Annotated in this window: 22 protein-coding genes; 5 read left to right on the forward strand and 17 right to left on the reverse strand. The window is 55.7% G+C overall.

The window, feature by feature from the left end; genetic code table 11:
• Positions 1-137: 137 nt before the first annotated feature.
• The 10 genes from METAL_RS11635 to METAL_RS21605 all read right to left on the reverse strand — a co-directional run bounded on the left by METAL_RS11635 (position 138) and on the right by METAL_RS21605 (position 9,287).
• Positions 138-860: a DsbC family protein gene (locus METAL_RS11635; RefSeq protein ID WP_005372543.1), complete on the reverse strand. Its 723-nt coding sequence runs from the start codon at positions 858-860 to the stop codon at positions 138-140.
• A 73-nt stretch (positions 861-933) separates the two neighbouring features.
• Complete coding sequence (gene rseP / locus METAL_RS11640; protein ID WP_005372545.1) at positions 934-2,307, reverse strand: RIP metalloprotease RseP; 1,374 nt, start codon at positions 2,305-2,307, stop codon at positions 934-936.
• 7 nt (positions 2,308-2,314) lie between these two features.
• Positions 2,315-3,499: a 1-deoxy-D-xylulose-5-phosphate reductoisomerase gene (gene ispC, locus METAL_RS11645; RefSeq protein WP_005372547.1), complete on the reverse strand. Its 1,185-nt coding sequence runs from the start codon at positions 3,497-3,499 to the stop codon at positions 2,315-2,317.
• Entirely contained in the window at positions 3,499-4,368 is an 870-nt protein-coding gene (locus METAL_RS11650; RefSeq protein WP_005372549.1) for a phosphatidate cytidylyltransferase, read from the reverse strand. Before METAL_RS11650 ends, ispC begins: the two co-directional genes overlap by 1 nt.
• 20 nt (positions 4,369-4,388) lie before the next feature.
• Entirely contained in the window at positions 4,389-5,156 is a 768-nt protein-coding gene (locus METAL_RS11655) for an undecaprenyl pyrophosphate synthase (RefSeq protein ID WP_005372556.1), read from the reverse strand.
• 14 nt (positions 5,157-5,170) lie between these two features.
• Positions 5,171-5,728: a ribosome recycling factor gene (frr, locus tag METAL_RS11660; RefSeq protein WP_005372565.1), complete on the reverse strand. Its 558-nt coding sequence runs from the start codon at positions 5,726-5,728 to the stop codon at positions 5,171-5,173.
• A complete protein-coding gene (gene pyrH / locus METAL_RS11665) occupies positions 5,725-6,453 on the reverse strand; it encodes a UMP kinase (protein ID WP_005372567.1) in 729 nt (242 codons plus the stop codon). The genes frr and pyrH overlap by 4 nt, the downstream gene beginning before the upstream one ends.
• Positions 6,454-6,510: 57 nt before the next feature.
• Positions 6,511-7,392, reverse strand: a complete 882-nt coding sequence (gene tsf / locus METAL_RS11670; RefSeq protein WP_005372568.1) for a translation elongation factor Ts — start codon at positions 7,390-7,392, stop codon at positions 6,511-6,513.
• Positions 7,393-7,479: 87 nt separating this feature from the next.
• Positions 7,480-8,223 (reverse strand): 30S ribosomal protein S2, encoded by a 744-nt coding sequence (rpsB, locus tag METAL_RS11675; RefSeq protein ID WP_005372570.1) that lies wholly within the window; start codon positions 8,221-8,223, stop codon positions 7,480-7,482.
• A gap of 842 nt (positions 8,224-9,065) precedes the next feature.
• Positions 9,066-9,287 (reverse strand): DUF4172 domain-containing protein, encoded by a 222-nt coding sequence (locus METAL_RS21605; protein WP_245549356.1) that lies wholly within the window; start codon positions 9,285-9,287, stop codon positions 9,066-9,068.
• A 341-nt stretch (positions 9,288-9,628) separates the two neighbouring features.
• On the opposite strand from METAL_RS21605, the gene map reads away from it, so the two are divergent.
• Together map and glnD are read left to right on the forward strand one after the other, a co-directional pair.
• A complete protein-coding gene (gene map / locus METAL_RS11680; RefSeq protein WP_005372572.1) occupies positions 9,629-10,393 on the forward strand; it encodes a type I methionyl aminopeptidase in 765 nt (254 codons plus the stop codon).
• A gap of 5 nt (positions 10,394-10,398) precedes the next feature.
• The gene (glnD, locus tag METAL_RS11685; protein WP_005372574.1) at positions 10,399-13,029 is read left to right on the forward strand and encodes a [protein-PII] uridylyltransferase; all 2,631 of its coding nucleotides are present in this window, start codon (positions 10,399-10,401) and stop codon (positions 13,027-13,029) included.
• A 37-nt stretch (positions 13,030-13,066) separates the two neighbouring features.
• Here glnD and METAL_RS11690 read toward each other — a convergent pair whose 3' ends face one another.
• From METAL_RS11690 to METAL_RS11705, 4 genes are all read right to left on the reverse strand, one after another.
• The gene (locus METAL_RS11690; protein WP_005372575.1) at positions 13,067-13,462 is read right to left on the reverse strand and encodes a PilZ domain-containing protein; all 396 of its coding nucleotides are present in this window, start codon (positions 13,460-13,462) and stop codon (positions 13,067-13,069) included.
• Positions 13,463-13,833: 371 nt separating this feature from the next.
• The gene (locus METAL_RS11695) at positions 13,834-17,211 is read right to left on the reverse strand and encodes an NAD-glutamate dehydrogenase domain-containing protein (protein WP_005372576.1); all 3,378 of its coding nucleotides are present in this window, start codon (positions 17,209-17,211) and stop codon (positions 13,834-13,836) included.
• Positions 17,208-17,633, reverse strand: a complete 426-nt coding sequence (locus tag METAL_RS11700) for an ATP-binding protein (protein ID WP_005372577.1) — start codon at positions 17,631-17,633, stop codon at positions 17,208-17,210. Before METAL_RS11700 ends, METAL_RS11695 begins: the two co-directional genes overlap by 4 nt.
• Before the next feature lie 9 nt (positions 17,634-17,642).
• Positions 17,643-17,984: an STAS domain-containing protein gene (locus tag METAL_RS11705; protein WP_005372578.1), complete on the reverse strand. Its 342-nt coding sequence runs from the start codon at positions 17,982-17,984 to the stop codon at positions 17,643-17,645.
• Between the two features lie 270 nt (positions 17,985-18,254).
• Between METAL_RS11705 and METAL_RS11710 the strand changes: the two genes are divergently transcribed.
• Positions 18,255-18,746: a peroxiredoxin gene (locus METAL_RS11710; protein WP_005372579.1), complete on the forward strand. Its 492-nt coding sequence runs from the start codon at positions 18,255-18,257 to the stop codon at positions 18,744-18,746.
• Positions 18,747-18,815: 69 nt separating this feature from the next.
• Here METAL_RS11710 and METAL_RS11715 read toward each other — a convergent pair whose 3' ends face one another.
• The gene (locus METAL_RS11715; protein ID WP_005372580.1) at positions 18,816-20,987 is read right to left on the reverse strand and encodes a zeta toxin family protein; all 2,172 of its coding nucleotides are present in this window, start codon (positions 20,985-20,987) and stop codon (positions 18,816-18,818) included.
• Between the two features lie 53 nt (positions 20,988-21,040).
• Complete coding sequence (locus METAL_RS11720; RefSeq protein ID WP_005372581.1) at positions 21,041-21,271, reverse strand: sulfurtransferase TusA family protein; 231 nt, start codon at positions 21,269-21,271, stop codon at positions 21,041-21,043.
• A gap of 83 nt (positions 21,272-21,354) precedes the next feature.
• Here METAL_RS11720 and cysG point away from each other — a divergent pair, with 83 nt between their 5' ends.
• Complete coding sequence (cysG, locus tag METAL_RS11725; protein WP_040578343.1) at positions 21,355-22,740, forward strand: siroheme synthase CysG; 1,386 nt, start codon at positions 21,355-21,357, stop codon at positions 22,738-22,740.
• 258 nt (positions 22,741-22,998) lie between these two features.
• Entirely contained in the window at positions 22,999-23,337 is a 339-nt protein-coding gene (locus METAL_RS11730; RefSeq protein ID WP_005372583.1) for a c-type cytochrome, read from the forward strand.
• 161 nt (positions 23,338-23,498) lie between these two features.
• Here the strand turns inward: METAL_RS11730 and METAL_RS11735 are convergent, their stop codons facing one another.
• On the reverse strand, positions 23,499-24,098 hold the full coding sequence (locus METAL_RS11735; protein WP_005372584.1) for a hypothetical protein: 600 nt from the start codon (positions 24,096-24,098) through the stop codon (positions 23,499-23,501).
• Positions 24,099-24,192: the final 94 nt, after the last annotated feature.

The following is a 24,192-nucleotide window of genomic DNA, read 5'->3' on the forward strand; positions in this document are numbered from 1 at the left end:
GGGGTTGAATAATCCCGATACAGGGAGTCCGGCTTAAGGCATGCGCTTCGCTTCTACTCTCTGTATTCTGAATCTTTTCGAGCATGACAAATCGGCTGCCGGACCGTCCCTTCGGCCCGGAAAATCCGACCGCAAGTTTACTTTGCCGCCTGTTCGTCTCGCAGGACTTCGGCCAGTTGCTTGGCTGGCACATAGCCCGGCAGCAGATTGCCTTTTTCGGTCACGATCAACGGCGTGCCCCGCGCATCGAAATCCTGCGCCAGCTGCATGTGTTGATCAACCGGATTATCGCAGGTTTTTTCTTTCGGGGCGGCGCCTTTCTTCGCTTCGGTCAGCGCCTTGTTCCGGTCGTCCGCGCACCACACCGAAACGGCTTTTTTATAGGAATCCGATCCCTTGCCCGCACGCGGATAGAACAGATAGCGCACCGTGATGCCTTCGGCGAGATATTGGTCGATTTCGGAATGCAGTTTGCGGCAATAGCCGCAGTCGATATCGGTGAACACCGAAACCTGGTATTTGCCGATCTTCGGTTTGAAGATGATCATGTTCTTTTCGCCGACCTTGTCGAGCGCGGCCAGGCGGGCGCCGCTCAACTTTTCTTCGGTCAAATCGGTACGCGAAGCCAGATCGATCAGATGGCCCTGCAGCAGATATTTGCCCTCTTCACTGACGTAAAACAGATCGGCGCCGACCATCACCTCGAACAAGCCCTTGATCTCCGAAGGCTTGATCGAGTCGACCTTGACCGAAGGCATCGCCTTCGCAAGCGCCGACTTGACATCGGCTTCATCCGCCCGCAGTAAACCCGCGGACATCGCCGAGGCAGCGAAAGCAACAACAGCAATAATTCTCTTCATGATCTGCTCGTTTTTGAGTTATTGAAAAAAATCCGGACGTTCGCAAAAGACCGGAATCAACCGAAAGGCCGGCTTATTGGAACAGGCGCTGAATATCCATCACCATCCCCAGCGCCATCAGGGTTACCAGTATCGCAATGCCGATCTGTTGAAAAAAGAGCTGGCTTTTTTCGGACAGGGGTTCGCCTTTGATCGCCTCGATCCCGAAAAACAGCAAATGCCCACCGTCGAGCACCGGGATCGGCAGCAGATTCAATATGCCGAGACTCACGCTGACCAGCGCGATGAACTTCAGGAAAGGCATGAAACCGATTTCGGCGGACTCGCCGGCATATTGCGCGATGCTGATCGGTCCGCTCAAGTTTTTGACCGAGGCCTGGCCCAGCACCATCTTGCCCATCATTTTCAGCGTCGAAAACGAATAATCGTAGGTTCTGGTGAAGGCGGCAGGAACCGCTGCGAGAGGTCCCAACGCGTATTTAACCTGCAACGCGCTCCTGACCTCTTCGGGAATCACGACCGATGCGCCGATTTTTCCTTCGGCCTTCGGCGCTTCGCCTTTCACCGTTGGCGGCATCTCTACAACCTTCGGCGTGATCGTCAGCGTCCGGCGCGCGCCGTCGCGCTCGACTTCGGCCGTTATCGGCCGGCCGGGGCGGTTTTTGACATATTCGACCCACTGCTGCCAATCGGCGATCGGCGTGCCGTCCGCACTGATCACGATATCGCCGGGTTTCACGCCTGCCGCCAGCGCCGCGCCTTCCGGCAACACCTTATCGATCACGGGACGCAATCTCGGCATCCAGGGAGTAAACCCGAGCCGCTTGTAAAGCTTTTCGGGATCGTCGACATCGGCCTCGGAAAACTTGATCCACCGCACCTCTTCCCGTCCCTGCCTGTCCTTTACGAGCAGTTTGATTTTCCGGTCTCCGCCGAGCGCCGTACCGATCAGCACGTTCAAGGTTTCGGCCCAGGTCGGGGTCCGCTTGTCATTGACCGCAACGAATTCGTCACCTTCCAGCAAGCCGGCTTCGGCCGCGAGCGTACCTGCCTCGATCTTGCCGAGAATTGGCCGCGTCCCTTCTTCGCCGACGACCAGCACGACCCAAAACAGGACAACGGCCAGGATCAGATTGAAAATCGGTCCAGCCGCCACGATCGCGGAACGCGCGGAAAGCTTTTGCCGGTTGAAAGCATAAGGCAGATCTTCGCTTTTGACTTCACCTTCGCGCTCATCGACCATCTTCACATAGCCGCCCAGCGGAATCGCCGAGATCACATATTCGGTCGTTTCCGGGGCTTTCCGGTAAGACCACAGGACCCTGCCGAACCCCACCGAAAAGCGCAGCACCTTCACGCCGACCTTGCGGGCAACCCAAAAGTGTCCGAACTCATGGAACGAAACCAGGACGCCGATGGTGACGATGAAGTAAAAGAGAGTGCTCATAATAAATTTAGCCGGCCAGTTGATCGATTATCCGGTTAGACACCGTTCTGGCTAATTTATCCTGATCCAAAACAATTTCGAGCGAATCGGCCGCCTTGACCTCGATCGCATCCATGCTGCGTTCGATGATGGCTGGAATGTCGGTAAAGCGTACCCGGCGGTTCAGGAAGGCATCGACCGCGATTTCGTTCGCCGCGTTCAACACCGCCGGCATCGTGCCGCCGGCTTCGATCGCCTTGTAGGCCAGGCGCAGACAGGGAAAACGCTCCAGGTTGGGCTCTTCGAAATCCATCCGGCGCACGTTGAAAATATTCAAAGGCTCCGCGCCGGATTCGAAGCGGCCGGACCAGGCCAATGCATGCGCGATCGGAATCCGCATGTCCGGATTGCCCATCTGGGCAAGCACGGTGCCGTCGATGTAATCGACCATCGAATGAATCACGCTTTGCGGATGGATCACGACCTGAATCTGCTCGGGCTTCATGTTGAACAGCAGGCAGGCCTCGATCATTTCGAGCCCCTTGTTCATCATGGTCGCCGAATCGACCGAGATTTTCTTGCCCATATCCCAGTTCGGATGCGCAACCGCCTGCTCCGGCGTGACATGCACCAGGTCTTCGATCGGGGTCTGCCGGAATGGGCCGCCCGACGCGGTCAGCAGGATACGCCGGGCCGCCTGCGCGGTCACGCCGGTTTTATAAGCGGACGGCATGCACTGAAAGATCGCGTTGTGCTCGCTGTCGATCGGTAGCAGCTCGGCGCCGGAATCGGCGATCGCCTGCATGAAGAGATTGCCGGACATTACGAGCGCTTCCTTGTTGGCCAGCAGGACGGTTTTGCCCGCCTTCGCGGCCGCCAATGTCGGCAGCAGGCCGGCCGCGCCGACGATTGCGGCCATCACCGAATCGACATTGTCCAGCGTGGCGGCCTCCGCCAAGGCTTCGGCTCCTGCCAGTACCCGGGTTCCCGCCACGGCAGTGCCGGCAATCTTGTCTCTGAATGCGGCGGCTTTCGCTTCGTCGGCGACGACGACCAGTTCGGGCCGGTGCCGCAGGCATTGGTCAAGCAAAAGATCGATATTGTTGTTCGCGGTCAGCGCAACGACTTTATACAGATCGGGATGCCTGGCAACCACATCCAGCGTGCTGACGCCGATCGAACCGGTCGCGCCGAGTATGCATATCCCTTTCATCAGATCAGCCCGTAAATCAGGTAAATGCCCGCATAGAACAGTGGGATCGCCGCAACGATGCTATCGACCCGATCCAGGATGCCGCCGTGCCCCGGCAGGATCGCACCGCTGTCCTTGACGCCGCGCTGGCGTTTGACCACGCTGAAGAACAGGTCGCCATAAACTGAAATTAGCACGGTCAGCATCGACAACAGCGCAAAGTCGGCCGCAAAGACGTAATTGAAGCCGTAGAACAGACTCAGAACGACTGCGCAGACCAGACCCGACACAATCGCCCCGTAAAAGCCGGCCACCGTCTTGCCGGGGCTGATGTCCGGCGCCAATTTGGTTTTACCGTATTTTTTGCCGACGAAATACGCGCTAATGTCGGCCACCCAGATCAACACCAGGAAATACATGGTCATCGGCGGCTCGTAGAACACCCGCAGCCGGGTCAGGAACAGCCAGCAGGTGAAGAGGATGAACCAGCCGATCAGCATCTTGTAGCGCAGCCTCGGATTCAGATTCAGCACCGTCTGCGGCAGATTCCGGATCGAAAGCATCACGATAATCCAGAACAGAACCGCCGGCACTACCAGCCATTCGATCACCCCCGAGTAAAAACGGATCTCCGGCCATTTGGTCCATTGCGCCAGCAGTTCCAGAAACTGGGTCCAGAGATGGGCCCCGATCATCGGCAGAATCAGCGCCAGCAGGAACAACAACCGCTTGGCGATCGATTGCACATCGATCAGATACAGCCATTCCCATGCCGCGACCAGCGTCAGGACGGCGAGCACCAGGGAGAAATATTCGGGAGGAAGCGTAAATACCGCCGTAGCGACGAGGGCGGCCAAAATCGATGCAGTGATAATTCGCTTGAGCAACATTGTTATAGTTATCGTTAAGGTTAGAGAGTGACCGCTTTGCCGAGTACCTGTTCGCCGGTATGCCCGAAGCGCCTTTGCCGGCCTTTGAAGCTCAGGATGGCCTGTTCGAGCGATTTTTGGTCGAAATCGGGCCATAGCGTGTCGGTAAAGTACAATTCGGTGTAGGCCAACTGCCACAATAAAAAATTACTGACGCGCTGCTCGCCGCCGGTTCTGATGAACAGATCCGGTTCCGGCAAATCCGCGGTGGATAAATGGCGACTGACCAGGCTTTCGTCGATATCCTGCGGATTCAGCTCGCCGGCCAGTACTTTCTGATTGACGGCGCGGAACGCCTGGCACAGATCCCAGCGTCCGCCGTAATTGACCGCAATTACCACGGTCAAGGCGGTGTTATTGCGGGTTTGCGTTTCCCCTTCGGACATTTTCTTCTGTAAAGCTTCGGAAAAACGGCTTCTGTCGCCGATAAAACGCAGGCGAATATTGTTCCGGTGCAGCTTGTCGATTTCGGCGTGTAAGGTCGCCATGAACAGCTCCATCAGTAAAGAGACTTCTTCCGGCGGCCGCCGCCAGTTCTCGCTGCTGAACGCGAACAGCGTCAACACCTCGACGCGCTCGCGGACACAGTGTTCGACGATTTTACGGACCGCCTTGACGCCTGCTTGATGGCCCACGGCCCTCGGCATGAAGCGCTTCTGCGCCCAACGCCCGTTACCGTCCATAATGATCGCGATATGGCGAGGAATCCCGTTATCGGTTGGATTAATACAGGCGTTGTCTGACGGCATGAGAGGCTTCCGAATCAAAGCGACAGCAGATCGGCTTCTTTTGCCTCCAACAGCTTTTCGACTTCCTTGACATATTGGTCAGTGATTTTCTGGATCTTTTCTTCCGCGCCTCGCGCATCGTCTTCGGAAATCAGCTTTTCCTTCAGCGCTTCCTTGATCGCGTTGTTCGCATCGCGGCGGATATTGCGGATCGCTACGCGGCCGTTTTCGGCCTCCTGTTTGACGACCTTGACCAGTTCGCGGCGGCGCTGTTCGGTCAACGGCGGCAACGGAATACGGATCGTCATGCCGTTGGTGGCGGGATTCAGGCCGAGATCCGATTTGAGGATCGCTTTCTCGATCACCGGCACCATGTTCTTTTCCCAGGGCGTGATCGTCAACGTCCGCGCATCCTCGACCGCGATGTTCGCGACCTGGGACAGCGAGGAATCGGTGCCGTAATAAGACACGCTGATCTGGTCGAGCAGGCTCGGATGTGCGCGGCCGGTCCGGATTTTCGAAAACTCGTGCTTTAAGGCTTCGATGCTTTTGCCCATGCGGGACGCGGCATCCTGTTGAATGTCACTTATCATTTCTTGTTTCCTCGTTCAATCAGCGAACCGATTTCTTCGCCCTTCATCAACCGCATCACCGCGCCTTGTTCGAAGATGTTCATTATCCGCATCGGGATATCATTGTCCCTGCACAGTACCAGCGCAGTGGTATCCATCACGTTCAGCCGCTGATCGAGTGCTTCGTCGTAAGTCAGATGCGGATAAAAAACCGCCTCCTTGTTTTTGGCCGGATCGTCCGAATAAACGCCCTTGACCTTGGTCGCCTTGATCATCAGCCCGGCGTTGATTTCGATCGCCCTGAGGCTGGCCGCCGAATCGGTGGTGAAAAACGGATTGCCGGTGCCCGCCGCAAAAATCACGACCCGCCCTTTTTCCAGATGGCGAACCGCGCGGCGGCGAATGTAGTCCTCGCAGACCTGATTGATTTTCAGCGCCGACATCACGCGTGCCTGCAAGCCCTGATGCTCGAGCGCATCCTGCATCGCCAGCGCATTGATCACGGTCGCCAGCATGCCCATCTGATCGCTGGTCACCCGGTCCAATCCCTGCGAAGCCTTATCGGCGCCGCGCAGGATATTGCCGCCGCCGATCACCAGGCCGACCTGGACGCCGAAATCGGACAATTCCCTGATTTCGGCAGCCAGACGGTTCAGGATGTCGGAGTCGATGCTACCGCCCGCTTCGCTCATCAGCGCCTCGCCGCTCAGCTTTAATAAAATTCTCTGGCAAATCGGTTTTGTCATAAATGTTTGTCGGATGGTTTATTAAAAGCTTGTGTACAAGGTCTGACACCAGCCGGTTTAGCTGCCCCGTACCTGCGCCATGACTTCCTCGGCGAAGTTTTCTTCCTTCTTTTCGATCCCTTCGCCGACTTCGAGACGGGCGAAACGCACGACATTATTGCCCTTCGACGCAACCAGTTTGCCCACCGACAGCTTGTCGTCCTTGATGAACGGCTGGCCCAGCAGGGTTACTTCGGCGAAGAATTTGCTGATCCGTCCGGCGACCATCTTTTCGATAATGTCGGCCGGCTTGCCGCTTTCTGCAGCTTGCGCCTTGAAGATTTCCTTTTCCTTTTCGATCGTTTCCTGGGAAACCTGGTCTTCGGACACACAAATCGGCTTGCTGGCGGCGATGTGCATCGCGATGTCCTTACCCAGTTCCTTGTCGGCCTTGGCCAGTTCGACGATCACGCCGATCTTGCTGCCGTGCAGATAGCAGGCGGTGCCGCCTTCCGCAGTGTGAAGTTTTTCGAAGCGTCTGACGGTGATGTTCTCGCCCAGCTTTGCAATCAGCGCACGGCGGGTTTCATCGACCGTTTCGCCGCCGGCCAGCTTCATTTCGAGCAATTGCTCGTTGGTCGCGACATCGGCGCTCAACAGTGCGGTCGTCACGTCGTTCACGAACGCGACGAAATCCGGCGATTTGGCGACGAAATCGGTTTCGCAGTTGATTTCGACGATTGCCGCCGTTTTCTCGTCGCCACTGATCCTGACGCCGATGCTGCCTTCGGCCGCGATCCGGCCGGATTTTTTGTCGGCTTTCGCCAGACCGGCCTTGCGCATGTTTTCGATCGCCAACTCCATGTCGCCGTTGGCTTCTTGCAGGGCCTTTTTACATTCCATCATGCCGGAACCGGTTCTTTCACGCAGTTCCTTAACCATACCCGCGGTAATACTCATTCTTTAATTTTCCTCAACTTGTCATTCACTATGAAAACGCCCCCAAAAGGAGGCGTTTTCCGGTCTCATCGAATAGCCCGTTTCGGCTTATTCGGCTACGGGAGTCTCTTCGACGAAGTCGTCCGCTTTGGCCGACAACCCTTGCGCGGCGGCCTTCGCTTCCAGAATCGCCACGGAAGCGCATTCGCAGTACAGTTTGACTGCGCGGATCGAATCGTCGTTGCCGGGAATCACGTAATCGATGCCTTCCGGCGAGTTGTTCGAATCGACAACGCCGACCACCGGAATGCCGAGTTTCTTGGCTTCCATGATCGCATTTTTTTCGTAACCGACATCCAGCACAAAAATCACGTCCGGAATGCCTCTCATGTCTTTGATGCCGCCCAGGCTGCGCTCGAGCTTTTCGAGCTCGCGTTCCATCATCAGCGCTTCTTTCTTGCCGAAGCGTTGATACAAAGTCCCGTCGGTCTTCATCGCTTCCAGTTCCTTTAAGCGATTGATCGATTTCTTGATGGTCTTGAAATTGGTCAGCATGCCGCCCAGCCAACGATGGTTGACATAAGGCATGCCGCAGCGGATCGCTTCTTCCGCAATCACTTTGCGCGCCGCTTTCTTGGTGCCGACAAACAGAATATTGCCTTTGTTTGCGGACATTTGACCCAGGTAATTCATCGCGTCGTTGAACAACGGAAGCGTTTTTTCCAGATTGATGATATGGATCTTGTTACGGGCACCGAACAGGTATGAAGACATTTTCGGATTCCAGTAACGGGTTTGGTGTCCGAAATGAACACCCGCTTCCAACATTTGACGCATTGAAACTGCCGCCATTAAATTCTCTCCTAAGTATAAAGTTCGGAACGAAGTTCCGGTGGGTTACGCCTCCCTTTACCCCGCCTGCCAACCCGCCGCAATACGTACGGCACAGTCACCCTGGCAAGCGTGACGGTAAAAGTGAGTATTTATTTCAGAAAAACTGAACCTAACTTTATACCATATTTCGCTTCTCAGAACAAATTGCGATGTCGGTCTATCGCCGAGACCGGTCCGACCTGAAATCAGGCGGCATCCGCGACCGCGAAGACCCCCTACGATTTACCTCGTCGCTGCCACCGCCGTACTTGTGGCGGGCTAAGACCGTTGAGCGATGTTGCCCTGGCTGTATATCTGAAAGGACTGTCGACCGACTACTAGAGCATTTTCATATCGCGTGTAGGGAAGCCCTCGCCTTCTGAAGGGCGCGCCATGCCGTTAAGTCCAGCCAGCCCCGTAGGGTACGCTGTGCGTACCCTACGGGGCTGCATGCCGGACGGGATATTTATCCCGCCCGTAACGTTTAGCATCGCGCGAACACAGACGAGGATTTTATGCTGACGGTAGGCCTTCAAACGTGGGGAACGAGGTTGCCAACCTCGTCTCACTCAGGGGGATTGCCGAGGTCCAGAGACAGAGCCCACCCTTCTGGGTTTCCGGATGCCGACAATCCCTGCCGGAATTCGGTTTGAACTGTTCGAAATCACTTGCAAGCCGACCTTTGGGGACATCTCCGAACGGTACGGACGGGATAAATTCCCGTGCGGCGTTTGGACCGCTGCCTCGCAACGCGGATCTTCGGAAAACCAGACATAGCGCGTAGATACTCTCTTAAATACACAAGTCCTTTTGCAAAAAATTTAATCCTTTAGCTGGATGCTTCGACAGGCATCGAATAAAAACGGGAGCCGTCGAATTCCTGATTCGTTATCAACATGCCATGGATGGCATGCAACACCAAGATGTTTAAAAGCACCGAACCTTAGGCCTGCGCCCAGCAGCAAACGCTTTTCGCTTTCCTCAATCCGGGATGGGTCGTAGCTGAAATCAGGCCAGTCAGGTTGTTGCCAGTTCCAGATCATGAGTGATACTCCCTCTTCTTATACCTCATCACAAGAAAAATTATGAGTTATAGAAAGTATTTTTTTAACTCACTCGTCTCGTTGAAGAAAGTTTTGATGAAACTCAAGATTTCCGGATGTATTAAGAGCATGGCTTTGACGGCTTTGAGTTTGCTTATTTCGATCGTTTTTGTGGCTTTTCCAGAGCGAAATACGCTGGCGTTTTATGCCGGCCGGCGTATCCGACCGGGATATATGATATATTGTAAGAATTTTACGGCGAATCTCGGCATTTTCGTTGCTCCGTAAATCAATTTATATCCTGCGAATTCTTTCAATTGTTCCGAGGCCTTGCCTGATCAATGAGCATTACCATCAAAACCGAAACCGAAATCGAAAAAATGCGCATCGCCGGCCGTCTGGCCGCCGAAGTCCTGGAAATGATCGAACCCCATGTCGTACCGGGCATTACGACCAATGAGCTGAATAACATCTGCCACGATTACATCGTGAACGTGCAAAAGGCCATTCCGGCGCCGCTGAATTATCGAGGCTTTCCAAAATCGATCTGTACTTCGGTGAATCAGCAGGTCTGCCATGGCATTCCCGGCGAAAAAAAGCTGAAATCCGGAGACATCGTCAATATCGATATTACCGTGATCAAGGATGACTATCACGGCGACACCAGCAAGATGTTCTGCGTCGGCGAAGTCAGCCCGCACGCGAAACGACTGGTCAAGATCACCCAGGAATCGATGTATCTGGGCATTCAACAGGTCAAACCCGGCGCGACGCTGGGGGATATCGGCCAGGCGATCCAGAAGCATGCGGAGAGCAACCGTTATTCGATCGTCCGGGAGTTTTGCGGGCACGGCATCGGCAAAGTCTTCCACGAGGAACCGCAGGTCCTGCATTACGGCAAGGCCGGCACCGGCGAAGTACTGCAGCCGGGCATGATTTTCACGATCGAACCGATGGTCAACCTCGGCAAACGCCATGTCAAAATATTGTCGGACGGCTGGACCGTGGTGACCAAAGACCGCAGCCTTTCCGCGCAGTGGGAACATACCTTGCTGGTCACTGCCGACGGGTACGAGATTCTGACATTACGGCAAGAAGAAAGGTAATCCCGTTGCACGATCCGATCGACAAACTCCCCTTCTCCGGCTCCGACAGCCTGCCGTTCTTCAAACAGCTGCTGAAAGAGAAAAATGCCGAACTGCACCGCCAATTCGATCCGCACCGGTCGGTGCTGCCGCTGCTGCATGCCAAATCGGATTTCATCGATGCGATCCTGGGCCGCTGCTGGCGCCTTTTCCTCGGCGATCATGCTCCCCGCCTGAGCCTGATCGCGGTCGGCGGTTACGGCCGGCGCGAGCTGTTCCCGTATTCCGATATCGACATCATGGTCCTGCTCGATTCGGAAGGCGCTGCACCGCGTCAGGACGCACTGGTACAGTTTTTCACGTTTCTTTGGGACATCGGTCTGAAACCCGGATACAGCGTCAGAACGGTCGAAGAATGCGTGCGCGAGGCGATCGACGATCAGACCGTCATCACCAGTCTGATGGAGATGCGGCTGATCTGCGGCGATCAGGCGTTGTATGAAACGCTCAGGGAGGCGATTGCGCCCGACAAGATCTGGCCTTCGGACCAGTTTTTCGCCGCCAAAATGAAAGAGCAGCGGCAGCGCTACGCCAAATTCCACGACACCGCCTACAACCTGGAGCCGAACATCAAAGAAGGCCCCGGCGGACTGCGCGACCGCCAAGTGATCGCCTGGGTATTCAAACGCCATTACAATTCTTCGACCCTCAAAGAACTGATCAAATACGGCTTTCTTCCGGTCTCGGAATATAATGAACTGGTCGATGCGGTCGAGGTGCTCTGGCGCATCCGTTACGCCCTGCATTTGCAGACCAACCGCTGCGAAGACCGGCTGATTTTCGACTATCAGCGCGAACTGGCCGCGCAATTCGGCTTCAGCCGCGAGGACCAGCAATACAACCAGGACGTCGAACTATTCATGCAGTTCTATTTCAAAACCGTACAGGGCCTCGAACGCCTGAACGAAATGCTGCTGCAGCTGTTCCACGAACGCTTCATCAACGGTCATACCGACATCAAGCCGATTCCCGATAATGCGCAGTTCGTTTCGATCAACGGCTATCTGGAAGCGGTCGACGAACAGGTCTTTATCCGGAATCCAGCGTCCCTGCTCGAGATGATCCTGATTTTGCAGCAGCATCCGGAGCTGAAAGGGGTGCGGGCCACCACGATCCGTTTGGTCCGCAAAAGCCTGCACCTGATCGATGACGATTTCCGCCGCGACAAAACCGCCAACCGGCTGTTCGTCAAAATCTTCCAGCAACCCCGGGGGCTGACGCACCAATTGCGGCGAATGAACCGCTACGGCATCCTGGCCGCCTACCTGCCCGGCTTCGCGAACATCGTCGCCCGCATGCAGTACGATCTGTTCCATATCTACACGGTCGACGAACATACGCTGTTCGTGATCCGCAATCTACGCCGTTTTTCGCTCGAAAAACACAAGGACGAGCTGCCGCTGTGCAATCAGATATTTCTGTTGATCGGCAAACCCGAACTGTTGTACTTTGCCGCGCTTTTCCACGACATCGCCAAAGGCATGAACGGCGACCATTCGACGATCGGGGAAAACATCGCCCGGGAATTCTGCCGGCAGCACGATTTTTCCGCGCACGACACCAAGCTGGTCGCCTGGCTGGTCCGCAACCATCTGATCATGTCGATGACCGCCCAGCGCAAGGACATCAGCGATCCGGACGTGATCTACAAATTCGCCCAGCAGGCCGCCAGCGTCGAGTATTTGAATCACCTCTATCTGCTGACCGTCGCCGACATTCGCGCGACCAATCCCGAGCTCTGGAATTCCTGGAAAGATTCGCTGCTGCGGGAACTCTATTCGGCGACGCACCTGATGCTGCGCCGCGGCCTGCCGAACCCGGCCGGTCAGACCGACCGGATTCTCGAAACCAAAAAAGAGGCGTACGACGAACTCCTGAAGCTGGGCCTGTCCAAGGCGGACATCGACGCTTCCTGGCGGCATGTGAACGACGATTATTTTCTGCGCTATTCGGCCGACGAAATCGTCTGGCATACCATTGCGATCGCCTCTTCCAGCGAAGCCGAACTGCCGCTGGTGCTCCTGCGCCCGCAAACCCAGCACGGCAGCGCGGAAGTTTTCGTCTACACGACCAATGAAGGCAACATTTTCTCGATCAGCACCGCCACACTGGATCAGCTGGGCCTGACCGTACTCGACGCCCGCATCATGACGACCCTGGACAATTATGTGCTGAACAGCTTTCAGGTGCTCGAACAAAACGGCGAACCGATCACCGACTTGCTCCGGGAAGTGCATATTTGTTCCGTGCTGCGCAATAACCTGTTGAACAAAGCGGTGCACGAGCGTAAAAATATTCACCGCCAGTCCCGGCAGGCCAAACACTTTCCGATCCCGACCAGCATCCGTTTTCAGGACGACCCGCTGAGCCACTGCACGATCATCGAGCTGATCACCACCGACCGGGCCGGCCTGCTCTCGAAGATCGGCCGCGCCTTCTTGAAGCAGCACATCAATCTGCATAATGCGAAGATTACCACGATCGGCAGCCGCGCCGAAGACATGTTTTACGTGACGGACAGCGCGCTCCGGCCAATCACCGATGCCGAAACCCAGAAAAAACTGCGGGAAGAAATCGTCAGCGCGCTGGGAGGATAAACTGCCGGGAACTCTCGAAAAAAGAGGGAATTTCCCGCTAAATCGGCCAATGCGCTTCGTTCAGGCCGGCCGATTTTTTCAGATACCGGACCAGCCGGTTCAGGCTCTGGCTCTCGACATCGACATAGCGCATGCCGATCATGCAGCGTTCTTTCGACAGGCGCCGCAAAAACGCGATATGGCATTTTGCCCGAAAAGGCGCATCCAACCCTTCACCATCGGGCAAAGTCAAAGAAATCGACAATTGCACCGGACGTCCGCCGACCAAAAAGTTGCCGCCCGGCACGATCGCATCCCGCTGGTAAAGATCACACAACACATTGACGCCGTCCCCCGCCGTATCCACGGCAATGACGTGCAGCTCGACGCCGTTTTCATTGACGACCGTCGCTGGAAGGCTCTCCGAAACTCTACCATATATCTTCTTGTCCATGGTGCCCGATCCTCGCGGTTTGTTGATTGTCGACACAGACCAGAAATCTAGTTTTTATATACAGTACAGTTTGTTACTAGTTTTTTTAAAAGTCAATCCTAAAGTATCGGCGGTCGATTGCAAGCAGCACAGACTCTTGCGAACCGGTATCGGCATCCCCTTCTAAGCCATGCCCTTATACATAAATGCCGTCATACCCGCCGGGAAGCGGGTCGACTGCATGGATGCAGGAGCTAGAGCAACGCAGGAGCAGTTGCCGCATCCAGCGCCAGGGACGGCAAGCTCAAAACGTCCCTGTAGCCTGAATTCCGGCAATCCCCGGCCGGCGCAGGCTCTGCCGGAATGACGGACTTGTGTATAAGGATATGCTTCTAAACACCGCCCGCTTCGACGGAAAGACTGTCGGCCAGTCTTTCCAACTGCCCGCAGAGCACCAGATAGGGATACAAATGGGTGGGCGTCAGACGGCCGACTTCCCGGGCAAGATCGAAATAACGGGCGACTTCGTCCCGATTTCCGAGCGCTTCGAAATACGCCGCACACGTAGGCGCCGGGCTGGAGAGGATCACAATCAACAGTCTGCCGGTCAGCGTCATCAACTGTTCCTGCAAATCCCTGCCGACTCTGTCTTGCCAGCGGTCCTGGCTGGGCAAGCCGGAGAGACGGTCAAAGACCCCATCCAGCCCCAAAAGCGCTCTGATTTCCCGATACCGCCGCGAAACGGACGCCAGATCCCGCTGCGACTGCAGCGCCAGATCGACAAGCCATAAGAAATCGTGCAGTTCGCCGAAGAAAGCCATTTTTAAAGCGAGATCGTCGGCGATTCCCTGGGACTCGTAATGGGCCAGCCGTCTATTTACCGCTTCGTCCTGCGCCAGTATCCGCGCATGGAAATACTCCCAATAGTCGCTCAAGTACCCCCGGTACAAAGCCATTGTCGCCGCATCGGGCCGGATCCGGAGCGCGCGGGCTAAAGCCCAGCGGCAAAAATGCTCAAGCAGCAGTTCGATATCCAGCAGAAGCCGGTATTGCAGCGACGCCGGCACTCGATTATCGAGGCGCTCGATACGGCGCCGCAACGCATCCGCCTCCAGAATACGCTCAAAAGCCAGATAACAGTTGATTTGTTCCAGCAGGTCGATTTTTTCCCCGTTATGAGCAACAACAAAACCGCTACCGGCCTGATTGATGATCTTGTTGCTGATGAAGGTCGCCTTGATCTTGTCGGCCAGAGGATGCAGGAGCAAATCGTCCCGGTAATCTTCGACAATCCGCTCGGGAAAATAATCGCGCAGATAACGGTCGCAGCACGGATCTTCCAATAATGCCGTATGCGCCTGAATCTGTTCAGTCAGAAACATTTTGGCGCCAGCCATCAGCACCGCAAGCTCCGGCCGCGCCAGATTCTTGTCCGGCCGGCCCTGCACTTCTTTTTCGCCCGGAAACACGTTCCTGGCGCCATCGAGAAACCCGGCGGCCTCCAGTCGCTCGGCGGCCTTAAAAAACGCCGCGGTGCTTTCCGCGACCCGCAATTGCTCCAGAGACAGGCATTGGCTCTGCGCATAATTGTCCGCCAGCACCAGCCGGCAAACATCTTCGGTCATCTCGGCGAACAAGGTTTGGCCGTCGGCCAGTAAATTTCTCTTGCCGAGCAGCGTCAGCAGAATTTTTAAATTGACTTCATGATCGGACGTATCGACGCCGGCGGAATTATCGACCGCATCGGTATTGATCCTGCCCCCTTTCAGGTTGTATTCGATCCGCGCTTTTTGGGTAAAGCCGAGATTCGCCCCTTCCCCGACCACCTTCGCGCGCAACGCGGACGCATCGACACGGACATTGTCGTTCGCCCGGTCGGAAACGTCTTCGTGCTTTTCGGTGCTGGACTTCACATAGGTACCGATACCGCCCAGCCACAGCAAATCGGTTTCCGCGGTCAGCAAATAGCGTATCAGCGATTCGCCGTCGAGTGCGCGGTAATGTACGCCGAGCCATCCTTTCACCTCGGAAGAGAGCGGAATATCTTTCGCGGAGCGTAAATACACGCCACCGCCTTTCGACAACAACGAACGGTCATAATCGTCCCAACTGGAGCCCGGCAGTTCGAACAGGCGCTTGCGCTCCAGGAACGCGCGCTCGTCTTCCGGCGGGCTCGGATCGAGAAAGATATGCTGGCCGCTAAATGCGGCCCGCAAACGGATACAGGGCGACAGCAGCATCCCGTTGCCGAACACGTCGCCGTCCATGCTGCCGACGCCGATAACGGTAAACGTTTCATTCTGAATGTCCTTGCCGAGTTCGCGGAAATGCCGCTTCACGCATTCCCAGGCGCCGCGCGCGGTAATGCCCAAGGCCTTGTGATTGTATCCGCGCGAACCGCCGCTGGCGAATGCATCGCCGAGCCAGAATCGGTAATCTGCCGAAACCGCGTTCGCGATATCCGAAAACTGCGCGGTACCTTTATCGGCCGCGACGACCAGGTAAGGGTCGGGATCGTCGTACACGACCAGATCCGGCCGAGTCGATACGATCTGCGCGTCGTCGTAATTATCGGTCAGGTCGAGCAGGCCCTCGATCAGTATCAGATAAGCCCGTTTGCCGGCTTCCTTCATGCCGCCCCGCAAGCCGTCGCCGGTCAGTACGAATCCGCCTTTGGCGCCGGTCGGCACGATCAGCGCATTTTTGGCGATCTGCGTCTGCATCAGTCCGAGAATTTCGCTGCGGAAATCATCGGGCCGGTCGGACCAGCGGATGCCGCCCCGCGACACCTTGCCGGCGCGCAGATGAATGCCCTGCATCGTCGCCGCATGCACATAAATCTCGTACTGAGGCTTCGGCGGCGGCATCTCGATCACGCCCAGGCTGTCGATCTTGAAAGCGATGAAGTAAGCGTCGAGCGACTGCCGCCGCAGATGAAAATTGCAGCGCATCGTCGCATCGATCAGGTTGAACAGGTTGCGCAAGATTCTGTCGTCGTTCAAATCGGCAACATTTTCCATGCTCTTCAGCAAATTCAGATGCATCGGCAACAGGTTCCGCTCTTCTCTGAGAGAAGCATTTTCATCTTCCCTGTAAGGCCTGAAGCGCGCATCGAAATAATGGTACAGGCACAGCGCCACGTCGGGATTGCAGAGCAGCGCATGATGGATACTGGCGCGGGAGGTCCGGTGGCCCAATTGCAGATAATAATTCCGGTAGGCGCGCAACACGTCGACTTCCTGCCAGTCCATACCGGTCAGGATGATCAGCTTGTTCAGACCGTCGTTTTCGACGCGCGCGGCTAAAATCGCCCGGATTGCATCGAGCAGGCGCGGCCTCAGCCTTACGATCTGCTTGCAGGGAGCTTGCGCGGGCTTGATCGTGAAACTCTTGATGAAATAACGGACATCTTTTACGTCACCGGTAAACTGCACCTGATCCATTACCCTGAGATGCAGATTTTCGAGCAGCGGAATATATTCGTCGAGAAACCGTTCCTGCCGGCTGTAAAAATGCAGCCGGTAATGCTCGACGTGCCGGGACGGATTCAGCAGACTCACCGACGGACAAGCCTCATCCAGCCGCTCCAGATGCAGCATGTCTTTCAGCGCAAAGCGCGGCGGCACCAGCGCCTGATAATTTTCGGTTGCCAGGGAACGGTATTTGACGCACAAAGCATGGCCCTGCTTTTTGCCGAGCGCCCGTTCGGCCAGCCGGCGCAAGGCTTGCTGCCAGGTTTCGGGGCTGTTCTTTTTATCCGCCGAATTCATTTGAGATGCTTAACGATTTCCAACACATTGCAGTCGCTCATTCTATTGTAAGTGACCGAATCCATTAGCGTGCGGATAAAATAAACGCCCATGCCGCCTTCCTTGGGATGGTCGAAATCCGGGATGTCCACTTTTTCCAGGTCGAAACCCTGGCCGTGATCGTAGACCTTGATTTTCAATTCATGGTCGTCGATATGAATGGTGATGCGGACCGAATCCTTCGGGTCGTTACAGTTAGCGTGCTTGATCGCATTGGCGGTCGCCTCGGTCAACACCAGATTCAGATGATATGCCAGCATTTCACGATCGCCGGAGTAGTCTTCCAACTCCTTCGCAATATGTTCGCCGATACTCCCGATCAGATTCAGATATTTGGTCTGGGTGGGAATGATCACTTCGACCTGCATAATGGGATCGCACATAGCTAACGTTTATTTTTCATTTTCCAAAGCTTCAGTTAGATCGGTATAGATTTCGAAAATCCGGTTCAAACGCGTTAATTCAAACATCGACAGCACCTGCTGTTTGCAGCCGGCCAGGATGAACCGGCCAGACTTCTTCGACGTCAGATTCTTGTGTCCGGACAAGAGCGCACCGAGCCCCGAACTGTCGATAAAGCGCACCTTGTCCAACTGCACGACGATCTTGGCCTCTCCCTGTTCGATCAAACGCAGAAACATTTCTTTCAACCCGGCCGAATTATGCGCATCGATCCGTTCGTCGAGCACATTCACTACACTGTAGCCGTTGATTTTCTCCAGACTCGCATTCATCACTTATTCCAAAATTTTTACCTTTAACTTTATCCCATCGCATACCTTGCTTCCGGCCGGACGGAGAATTATTTATCAACCGGGTCAAGACAATGGCTAGACTTTCGTTTACAGGCTGATTATCATGCGGAGGACATCGTCCGTAAACGGTGTTCCGATCCTACCCACTCAGACAAACAAATACCCGGTCTTGCTCATTGGCCGTTCGCACCGAAGCCCGGCTTTGTGCTGAGTGTACCATAATAACAATAACGAGATTCGAGGTGTTCGATGCTAGAAAAACTCCAACCCGCTCCGATGTTCAGAGCAATGAACCAGAACAACCAACTGGTCAGCCTGCACGATTTTGCCGGCGAGAAAAACATTGTCTTATATTTCTATCCGAAAGACGATACCCCCGGCTGCACGATCGAGGCCAATGAATTTACCCAGTTGGCCGACGAATTCGCAAAACTCGATACGGTCGTGATCGGCGTCAGTAAGGATACCTGCCAATGCCATGCCGATTTCGTCAAGAAGTACGGACTGAAAGTGGAACTGCTCGCCGATACCCAAGGCGAAATGTGCGTAAACTACGGCGTCTGGCGCGAACGCGAGAAGAACGGCGTGAAAGGCATGCACATTCTGCGCTCGACCTTCATCATCGACAAGGAAGGCATTCTGCAAGACGTCGCCTACGGCGTCACCCCGGAAGGGCATGCCCAGGAAATCCTGGACAAGCTGAATCCCCAGCCCGAGGAAGAGGAAGCGGCAGCCGAATAAGCGCTGCCAAGCCAGGGCTGTGTACACGGGCGGAACGCTCTTCTTCCGCCCTTGTCGCGTTTAACGAGTCTATCCGCTCTGGGAACCTTGCAAGCGGGTAATCCAGGGCTCTTTCGTATGCGGGTCGACATGGAAGGCCAGCGCCTCGGGCTTGTGCAAAAGCCCTTCCTCGCCGGAGGCATGCGGATTGAGCTGGCGTTTTTCGACGAAATCGATCATGCGCCGAGTATTGTAGATCAACAGCACCCGGTTGCCGTTCTGCACCGGATAAATCTGATAGGCGACATTGCTCTCTTCGAACGCCGGATTGCGGGCCAAGAGCCCGGCCAGCCGGTCCTGGTCGCCCAGCGACAATCTGTTCAGCAGCGAATCGTAGCGCCAGGCGATGATCAGGCGCAAATGGTCGGCCAGACCGCCGTCCCGCTGCTTCTCCCGCAAAACTTCCACCTGCCGGTCGGAGAGCAGGAAGCTTTCGGCGACCAGGTAATGCCGGCCGCGTTCGCCGTCGTTCGCAAACAGCGCCAGTTTGTCCAGCGCCGGGTCTTCCAGCGCGTTCAGGAATGACTCGGGCGAACGGATGTGCTTGTAAACGGTAATCACCCACGGCAGGGCGCGCCCGGCTTCGTCGAAGCGCGCCTTCACGCTGTCGATCACGCCGGAACGGAACAGCTCTTCCTCGCGTCCGGACGGCTTCACGATAAACGCGTCGACCGCCGCAATCTGGGTATGGAAACCGGATTCCTTGAATTGCCTGACCAGATTCGCGTAGCGCGGATGATAGGGAATGCTGGTGCCGTCATAGAGCAGATTGTAGCCAAACGTGCGCGCATGCTCGGCGACCATGTCGCGCAGCCGGTTCGCGAACGGTTCGACGTAGACATAATCATCGCTGTGATGGCTGGCCGCGGTCAGCACCAGGTAGGAATCGCTGACCTTGCGGAATTCGTCCAGCGATGCGATCACGAAATTATCCCCGCACTCGGCCCTGGCAATTTCCTCGACCGCGGTCTTGCCGGCACCGGCCCCGCCCATGCACATAAACAGCTTCGGGTTCGGATCCGGGGCTTTCCCTTCGAAAATGGCCGCTTGGGCGTGTTCCAGTTTACCCGCAATCCGTCCGAGCCGTTCGTAAGCGATTTCGACGCCGCGCCTAAGCCTGAGATCGCCGTCGGCCGCGATCAACAAGCGGTTCTTCAATGCTTCGTTATTGGCGAGCTTGAAGATCGGCGTCTTGACGCCTTCGCACTGCCTGAGCAGCTCCAGCAATTCGGTATGACTCGGCAGGCGCAAACCGGTCAGCATGTTGATGTCCAGGCAGAACAGTGGCGCCGCCTCGCCCGCGCTCGACCTGACCCCGTCGATCTCGCTTTTTCCCGGCTCGCGGAGCGCCTCCGTGCCGGGCAAATAGCCGATTACCTGCTCGGAAACCCGGCCGGGAAAATCCGCGAAATGCTTGCCCGCGACGAAATCGCCTTCATTCACGCTGGCGAGCGGCACCAGACCGCCATCGATCCGGACCAGGCAATCCACGCCGTTTTCGGCCCGATGCGACAAAAACGGAATGCCGCCGACGAAGGCCTTGTGCTCCGGCCATTTGCCGAAAGCATTCGGCTGATTCTGCAGGCTTTGCGTACGCGAAGGATCGAGCGCGTGCACGAACGCGAGCGTCAGCTCCTCGAGCGAACTTTGCGGGTCGTGCAAAGCCTTCGCATCATCGGCGGTCAAGCGCCGAAAATCGATGCCCGCCTCATAAACGCTTTTAAAGGCCGGCAGCTTGCCGAGCACGGTCATGAAAAAATCGAGCGTGATCCGGTTGCCGTACGAGAACGGCCGTATCCGGCGCATCTTCAGATAAAAACCGGCGAGACGTTCCGCAATGTCGTCCGTACGGATCACGAAGCCGTTATTATCGAATATGGCCGTATCGCGGCTTTTTTCATCATCAAGCACGAGCCCTGCCACAGCCTTGCGGAATTTCTGGCGCTTGTCCGGATCGACCATCGACCCCGGGCGGTGCTTGACCGTCAGTTGCTCCTTCCAGTCGTGGTACATTTCGCGGTGAATGTGCGAAAACAGCTCGGTCAGGTAGGTCACGCGCTTGGTCTGGTCGTGCGAAATCGTCGCCTCGTTTTCCTGGCGCAGCACCGACAGCAGCACGCAGCCGCGCGCGATCGCCAATACCGTGCGCAATTTCTTCAATGCCTTGTATCCGGCGATGCGGGGAATAAGGGTATCAGTCATGATCGGGAAAGGCGAAAAACGGCAGGATCGCTCTCTAAACGGCCGGCGGCCGTTTATTTTTTGCGGATATAAAAGATTTGCTGTCCCGCGTGGCGGACGAAATCGATGATCTTGTGCCCGGACTGGTCCGAATAAACGCCGATATCCAGATGCGCCGCCGGATCGGTGGCGATAATTTTGACTATGCTGCCGCTGTCCATCTCCATCAGGGCTTTTTTCAGGCGCAAAAGCGGCAGCGGACAATGCAGGCCGCTGGCATCGACTTCGATATCAAATTCAACCATCGTTTGTTTTTAAAATTGCAATGACGCGGAAAAGACCCCCTATAATACCACTCTCCCAACTCTCCGAGAACGCTCGCACCGAAATGGATTATTTCCCCCTTTTCATAAACCTCAAGGACCAGCCTTGCCTGGTTGTCGGCGGCGGCGAGGTGGCCGCCAGAAAGATCGAACTGTTGTCCCGGGCCGGCGCCCGCATTACCGTAATTGCCGAAGAGATCGGCGACAGCCTCGCGGCGCTCGCCGCCAAATCTCCGTTGAACGTGCTGAAAAAACGATTCGAGGCCGAGGATCTGGGCGATTTTCGGCTCGTGGTCTCGGCGACCGACGACGGTGAAACCAATCGCTGGGTTTCCGGCCTGGCGCAGGAACGGAACATTCCGGTGAACGTGGTCGACAATCCCGCCCTGTGCAGTTTCATCTTTCCCGCCATCATCGATCGGTCGCCGGTCGTGGCGGCGATCTCCTCGGGCGGAGCCTCGCCGGTGCTGGCGCGTCTGCTCAGAGCCAAAATCGAAAGCGTCGTGCCGCCGAGTTACGGGCGCCTCGCGCAGCTTGCCGAAAAATACCGGAACCAAGTCAAACAAGTCATCCGGCAGCCCGCACAGCGACGAATCTTCTGGGAAAACCAATTTCAGGGGCGAACGGCCGAACTGGTCTATACGGGCAAGGATGAAGAAGCCGAGCGGCATCTGGTGGAAAGTATGGAACGAATCGATTCGGATCGAACGGTCGGCGAAGTCTATCTAATCGGGGCCGGTCCCGGCGCCCCCGATTTGCTGACCTTCCGCGCGTTGCGGCTGATGCAGCAGGCCGAGGTGATCGTCTACGACCGGCTGGTCACGCCGGAAATTCTCGATCTCGCACGGCGCGATGCGGAAAGGATTTATGTCGGCAAACAACGCGACGACCATGTGCTGCCGCAGGAATCGATCAATGAGTTGTTGGCCGATCTGGCGAAAGCCGGCAAGCGCGTCGCACGCCTGAAAGGCGGCGACCCGTTCATCTTCGGCCGCGGCGGCGAAGAAATCGAAACCCTGATGCAGCAAGGCATCCCGTTTCAGGTCGTACCCGGCATTACCGCCGCTTCCGGCTGCGCGACCTACGCTGGCATTCCGCTGACGCACCGCGACCATGCGCAGTCCTGTACCTTCGTGACCGGCCACCTGAAAGACGGCACGGTCAATTTGAACTGGACGCAACTGGCCGCCCCGAACCAGACCGTCGTGATTTACATGGGATTGGTCGGCCTGGAACAGATCTGTTCGGCGCTGATCGCGCACGGCAGTCCGAAGGATTTGCCGGTCGCGCTCATTCAGCAAGGCACCACGGACCATCAAAAGGTGATTACCGGCACGCTCGAAACGCTCCCTGCGCAGGTTGCCCACGAACGGATCAAGGCCCCGACGCTGATCATCATCGGCACCGTGGTCAACCTGCACAGTAAGCTGGAATGGTTCAAAACGACTTAGGAAAGCCCGGCCGAAACGGCGTCCGGCGTGCTTTCTTTCGCTTGAACACTGGCTCTAACCGCTAATCCTTGCGATAATATTACGGGAATAATTCAGTCTGCGTTCATCGTTGGCATCAATAATGAACCGCAACGGATTGTCGGCCCAATCTAAAACAATAAAAATTGAAATTTCCCGTTAAACTCCTTAGTTCTCAGCGAGTTTAACTTTTTAATCGGACTGTTTTGCAGTTCTTTTTCAACATCAAGAGAGGTTAACATGAAAAAATCATTAGCCGCGTTCGCGGGTATTGCTTTGGTCGCGCTGAGCGGACAAGCTTTTTCCAGCGAAGCTACCGATATCGGCAAAAAAATCTATGATCGCGCCTTCGGCCGCGGTTGCGGCACTTGCCACGACATCGCTTCAAACCCGCAATTGCCCGAACTGATCAAAGCAGGCACCCTGGACAGAGCGAAATTCGAACAGGTTCTGCGTGATGGCAAAGGCGGCATGCCGAAAGCGCTTGATGAAATCATGAAAAACGCAGCCGTCAAAAAAGCCGGTCTGACCGAAGAACTGGCCATTGATGATTTGTACGAATATCTGAAAACAAAATAATCATTAATGCATGGCAGGGTGTTAGCGACACCCTGCCGATCGCAGCAGTCAGTTTTCGTAAATATCCATTTTTACGAAAACCGACTCTAAAAACAGAATAATAAACAAAAAAACCGCGCCCACCCTTCGGTAGGCGCGGTTTTTTTGTTCAGGAAAAACAATTATTGCTTATGCAAATAATTCCTGATCGTTTGCTTGTACGTCAAAATATTCAGGTTTTTAAACCAGATACCGGCCACTGCCGCCAGCAACAGCCCACAGGCTCCCAAACTGACATAGATCAGTTTTTTCAATTGGGACACTTCTCTCAACACCTGCTCGCTCGTACCGGCGGACTGTTCGACTTTCGGCTTTGGATCCGAATAGGAACGCAGCACTTTGACATCGTTTTTCAGATCTTCGATCGTACCGAGCGAGGCGGCTGCGGCGCCCATCCTGATACTGTCCTCGAGCATCCTGAGCTTGCTCTCGATCGAACCGCTGACCAGCCCGATCACCTGCCCTTTGAGCGCATTCACTTCGGAACTCAGCACCGAATTGCCCTCGCCGAGATTACCCGCACCCGGCTGTTTTTTCAGATAGGCTCCGGCTTGATACGGAGGAACGACAAAATAACCGAGCACAGCGACCAGTACCGTCAACAAACAAACTGTCAGCAACAAAAACCGATTAGCCTTGATCAACGCCTGAGTAGAAGGAATACTTTGCAGCCTGCCCCGGACCTCGATAATCTGGGAATGAAACTCTTGATTCTCGTTCATCAATTAACGCCTCTCGGACCCGACAATACAGCTTCCCCCTGAACGTCCGGCCCAATCATTTTTATAGTTATCACAAGATCGCCTGCTATGATCG

The sequence above is a fragment of the Methylomicrobium album BG8 genome, from assembly GCF_000214275.2.
In the GTDB taxonomy this organism is placed as follows: Bacteria; Pseudomonadota; Gammaproteobacteria; order Methylococcales; family Methylomonadaceae; genus Methylomicrobium; species Methylomicrobium agile.

Bases quoted from the DNA above. Each gene is read 5' to 3' on its own strand.
- METAL_RS11635 (WP_005372543.1), bottom strand. From the start codon at position 860: ATGAAGAGAATTATTGCTGTTGTTGCTTTCGCTGCCTCGGCGATGTCC.
- METAL_RS11705 (WP_005372578.1), bottom strand. From the start codon at position 17,984: ATGAATGCGAGTCTGGAGAAAATCAACGGCTACAGTGTAGTGAATGTG.
- METAL_RS11710 (WP_005372579.1), top strand. From the start codon at position 18,255: ATGCTAGAAAAACTCCAACCCGCTCCGATGTTCAGAGCAATGAACCAG.
- frr (WP_005372565.1), bottom strand. From the start codon at position 5,728: ATGATAAGTGACATTCAACAGGATGCCGCGTCCCGCATGGGCAAAAGC.
- rseP (WP_005372545.1), bottom strand. From the start codon at position 2,307: ATGAGCACTCTCTTTTACTTCATCGTCACCATCGGCGTCCTGGTTTCG.
- METAL_RS11700 (WP_005372577.1), bottom strand. From the start codon at position 17,633: ATGTGCGATCCCATTATGCAGGTCGAAGTGATCATTCCCACCCAGACC.
- METAL_RS11695 (WP_005372576.1), bottom strand. From the start codon at position 17,211: ATGAATTCGGCGGATAAAAAGAACAGCCCCGAAACCTGGCAGCAAGCC.
- ispC (WP_005372547.1), bottom strand. From the start codon at position 3,499: ATGAAAGGGATATGCATACTCGGCGCGACCGGTTCGATCGGCGTCAGC.
- pyrH (WP_005372567.1), bottom strand. From the start codon at position 6,453: ATGACAAAACCGATTTGCCAGAGAATTTTATTAAAGCTGAGCGGCGAG.
- METAL_RS11650 (WP_005372549.1), bottom strand. From the start codon at position 4,368: ATGTTGCTCAAGCGAATTATCACTGCATCGATTTTGGCCGCCCTCGTC.
- METAL_RS11735 (WP_005372584.1), bottom strand. From the start codon at position 24,098: ATGAACGAGAATCAAGAGTTTCATTCCCAGATTATCGAGGTCCGGGGC.
- rpsB (WP_005372570.1), bottom strand. From the start codon at position 8,223: ATGGCGGCAGTTTCAATGCGTCAAATGTTGGAAGCGGGTGTTCATTTC.
- map (WP_005372572.1), top strand. From the start codon at position 9,629: ATGAGCATTACCATCAAAACCGAAACCGAAATCGAAAAAATGCGCATC.
- METAL_RS11720 (WP_005372581.1), bottom strand. From the start codon at position 21,271: ATGGTTGAATTTGATATCGAAGTCGATGCCAGCGGCCTGCATTGTCCG.
- METAL_RS11655 (WP_005372556.1), bottom strand. From the start codon at position 5,156: ATGCCGTCAGACAACGCCTGTATTAATCCAACCGATAACGGGATTCCT.
- METAL_RS11730 (WP_005372583.1), top strand. From the start codon at position 22,999: ATGAAAAAATCATTAGCCGCGTTCGCGGGTATTGCTTTGGTCGCGCTG.
- tsf (WP_005372568.1), bottom strand. From the start codon at position 7,392: ATGAGTATTACCGCGGGTATGGTTAAGGAACTGCGTGAAAGAACCGGT.
- METAL_RS21605 (WP_245549356.1), bottom strand. From the start codon at position 9,287: ATGATCTGGAACTGGCAACAACCTGACTGGCCTGATTTCAGCTACGAC.
- METAL_RS11715 (WP_005372580.1), bottom strand. From the start codon at position 20,987: ATGACTGATACCCTTATTCCCCGCATCGCCGGATACAAGGCATTGAAG.
- cysG (WP_040578343.1), top strand. From the start codon at position 21,355: ATGGATTATTTCCCCCTTTTCATAAACCTCAAGGACCAGCCTTGCCTG.
- METAL_RS11690 (WP_005372575.1), bottom strand. From the start codon at position 13,462: ATGGACAAGAAGATATATGGTAGAGTTTCGGAGAGCCTTCCAGCGACG.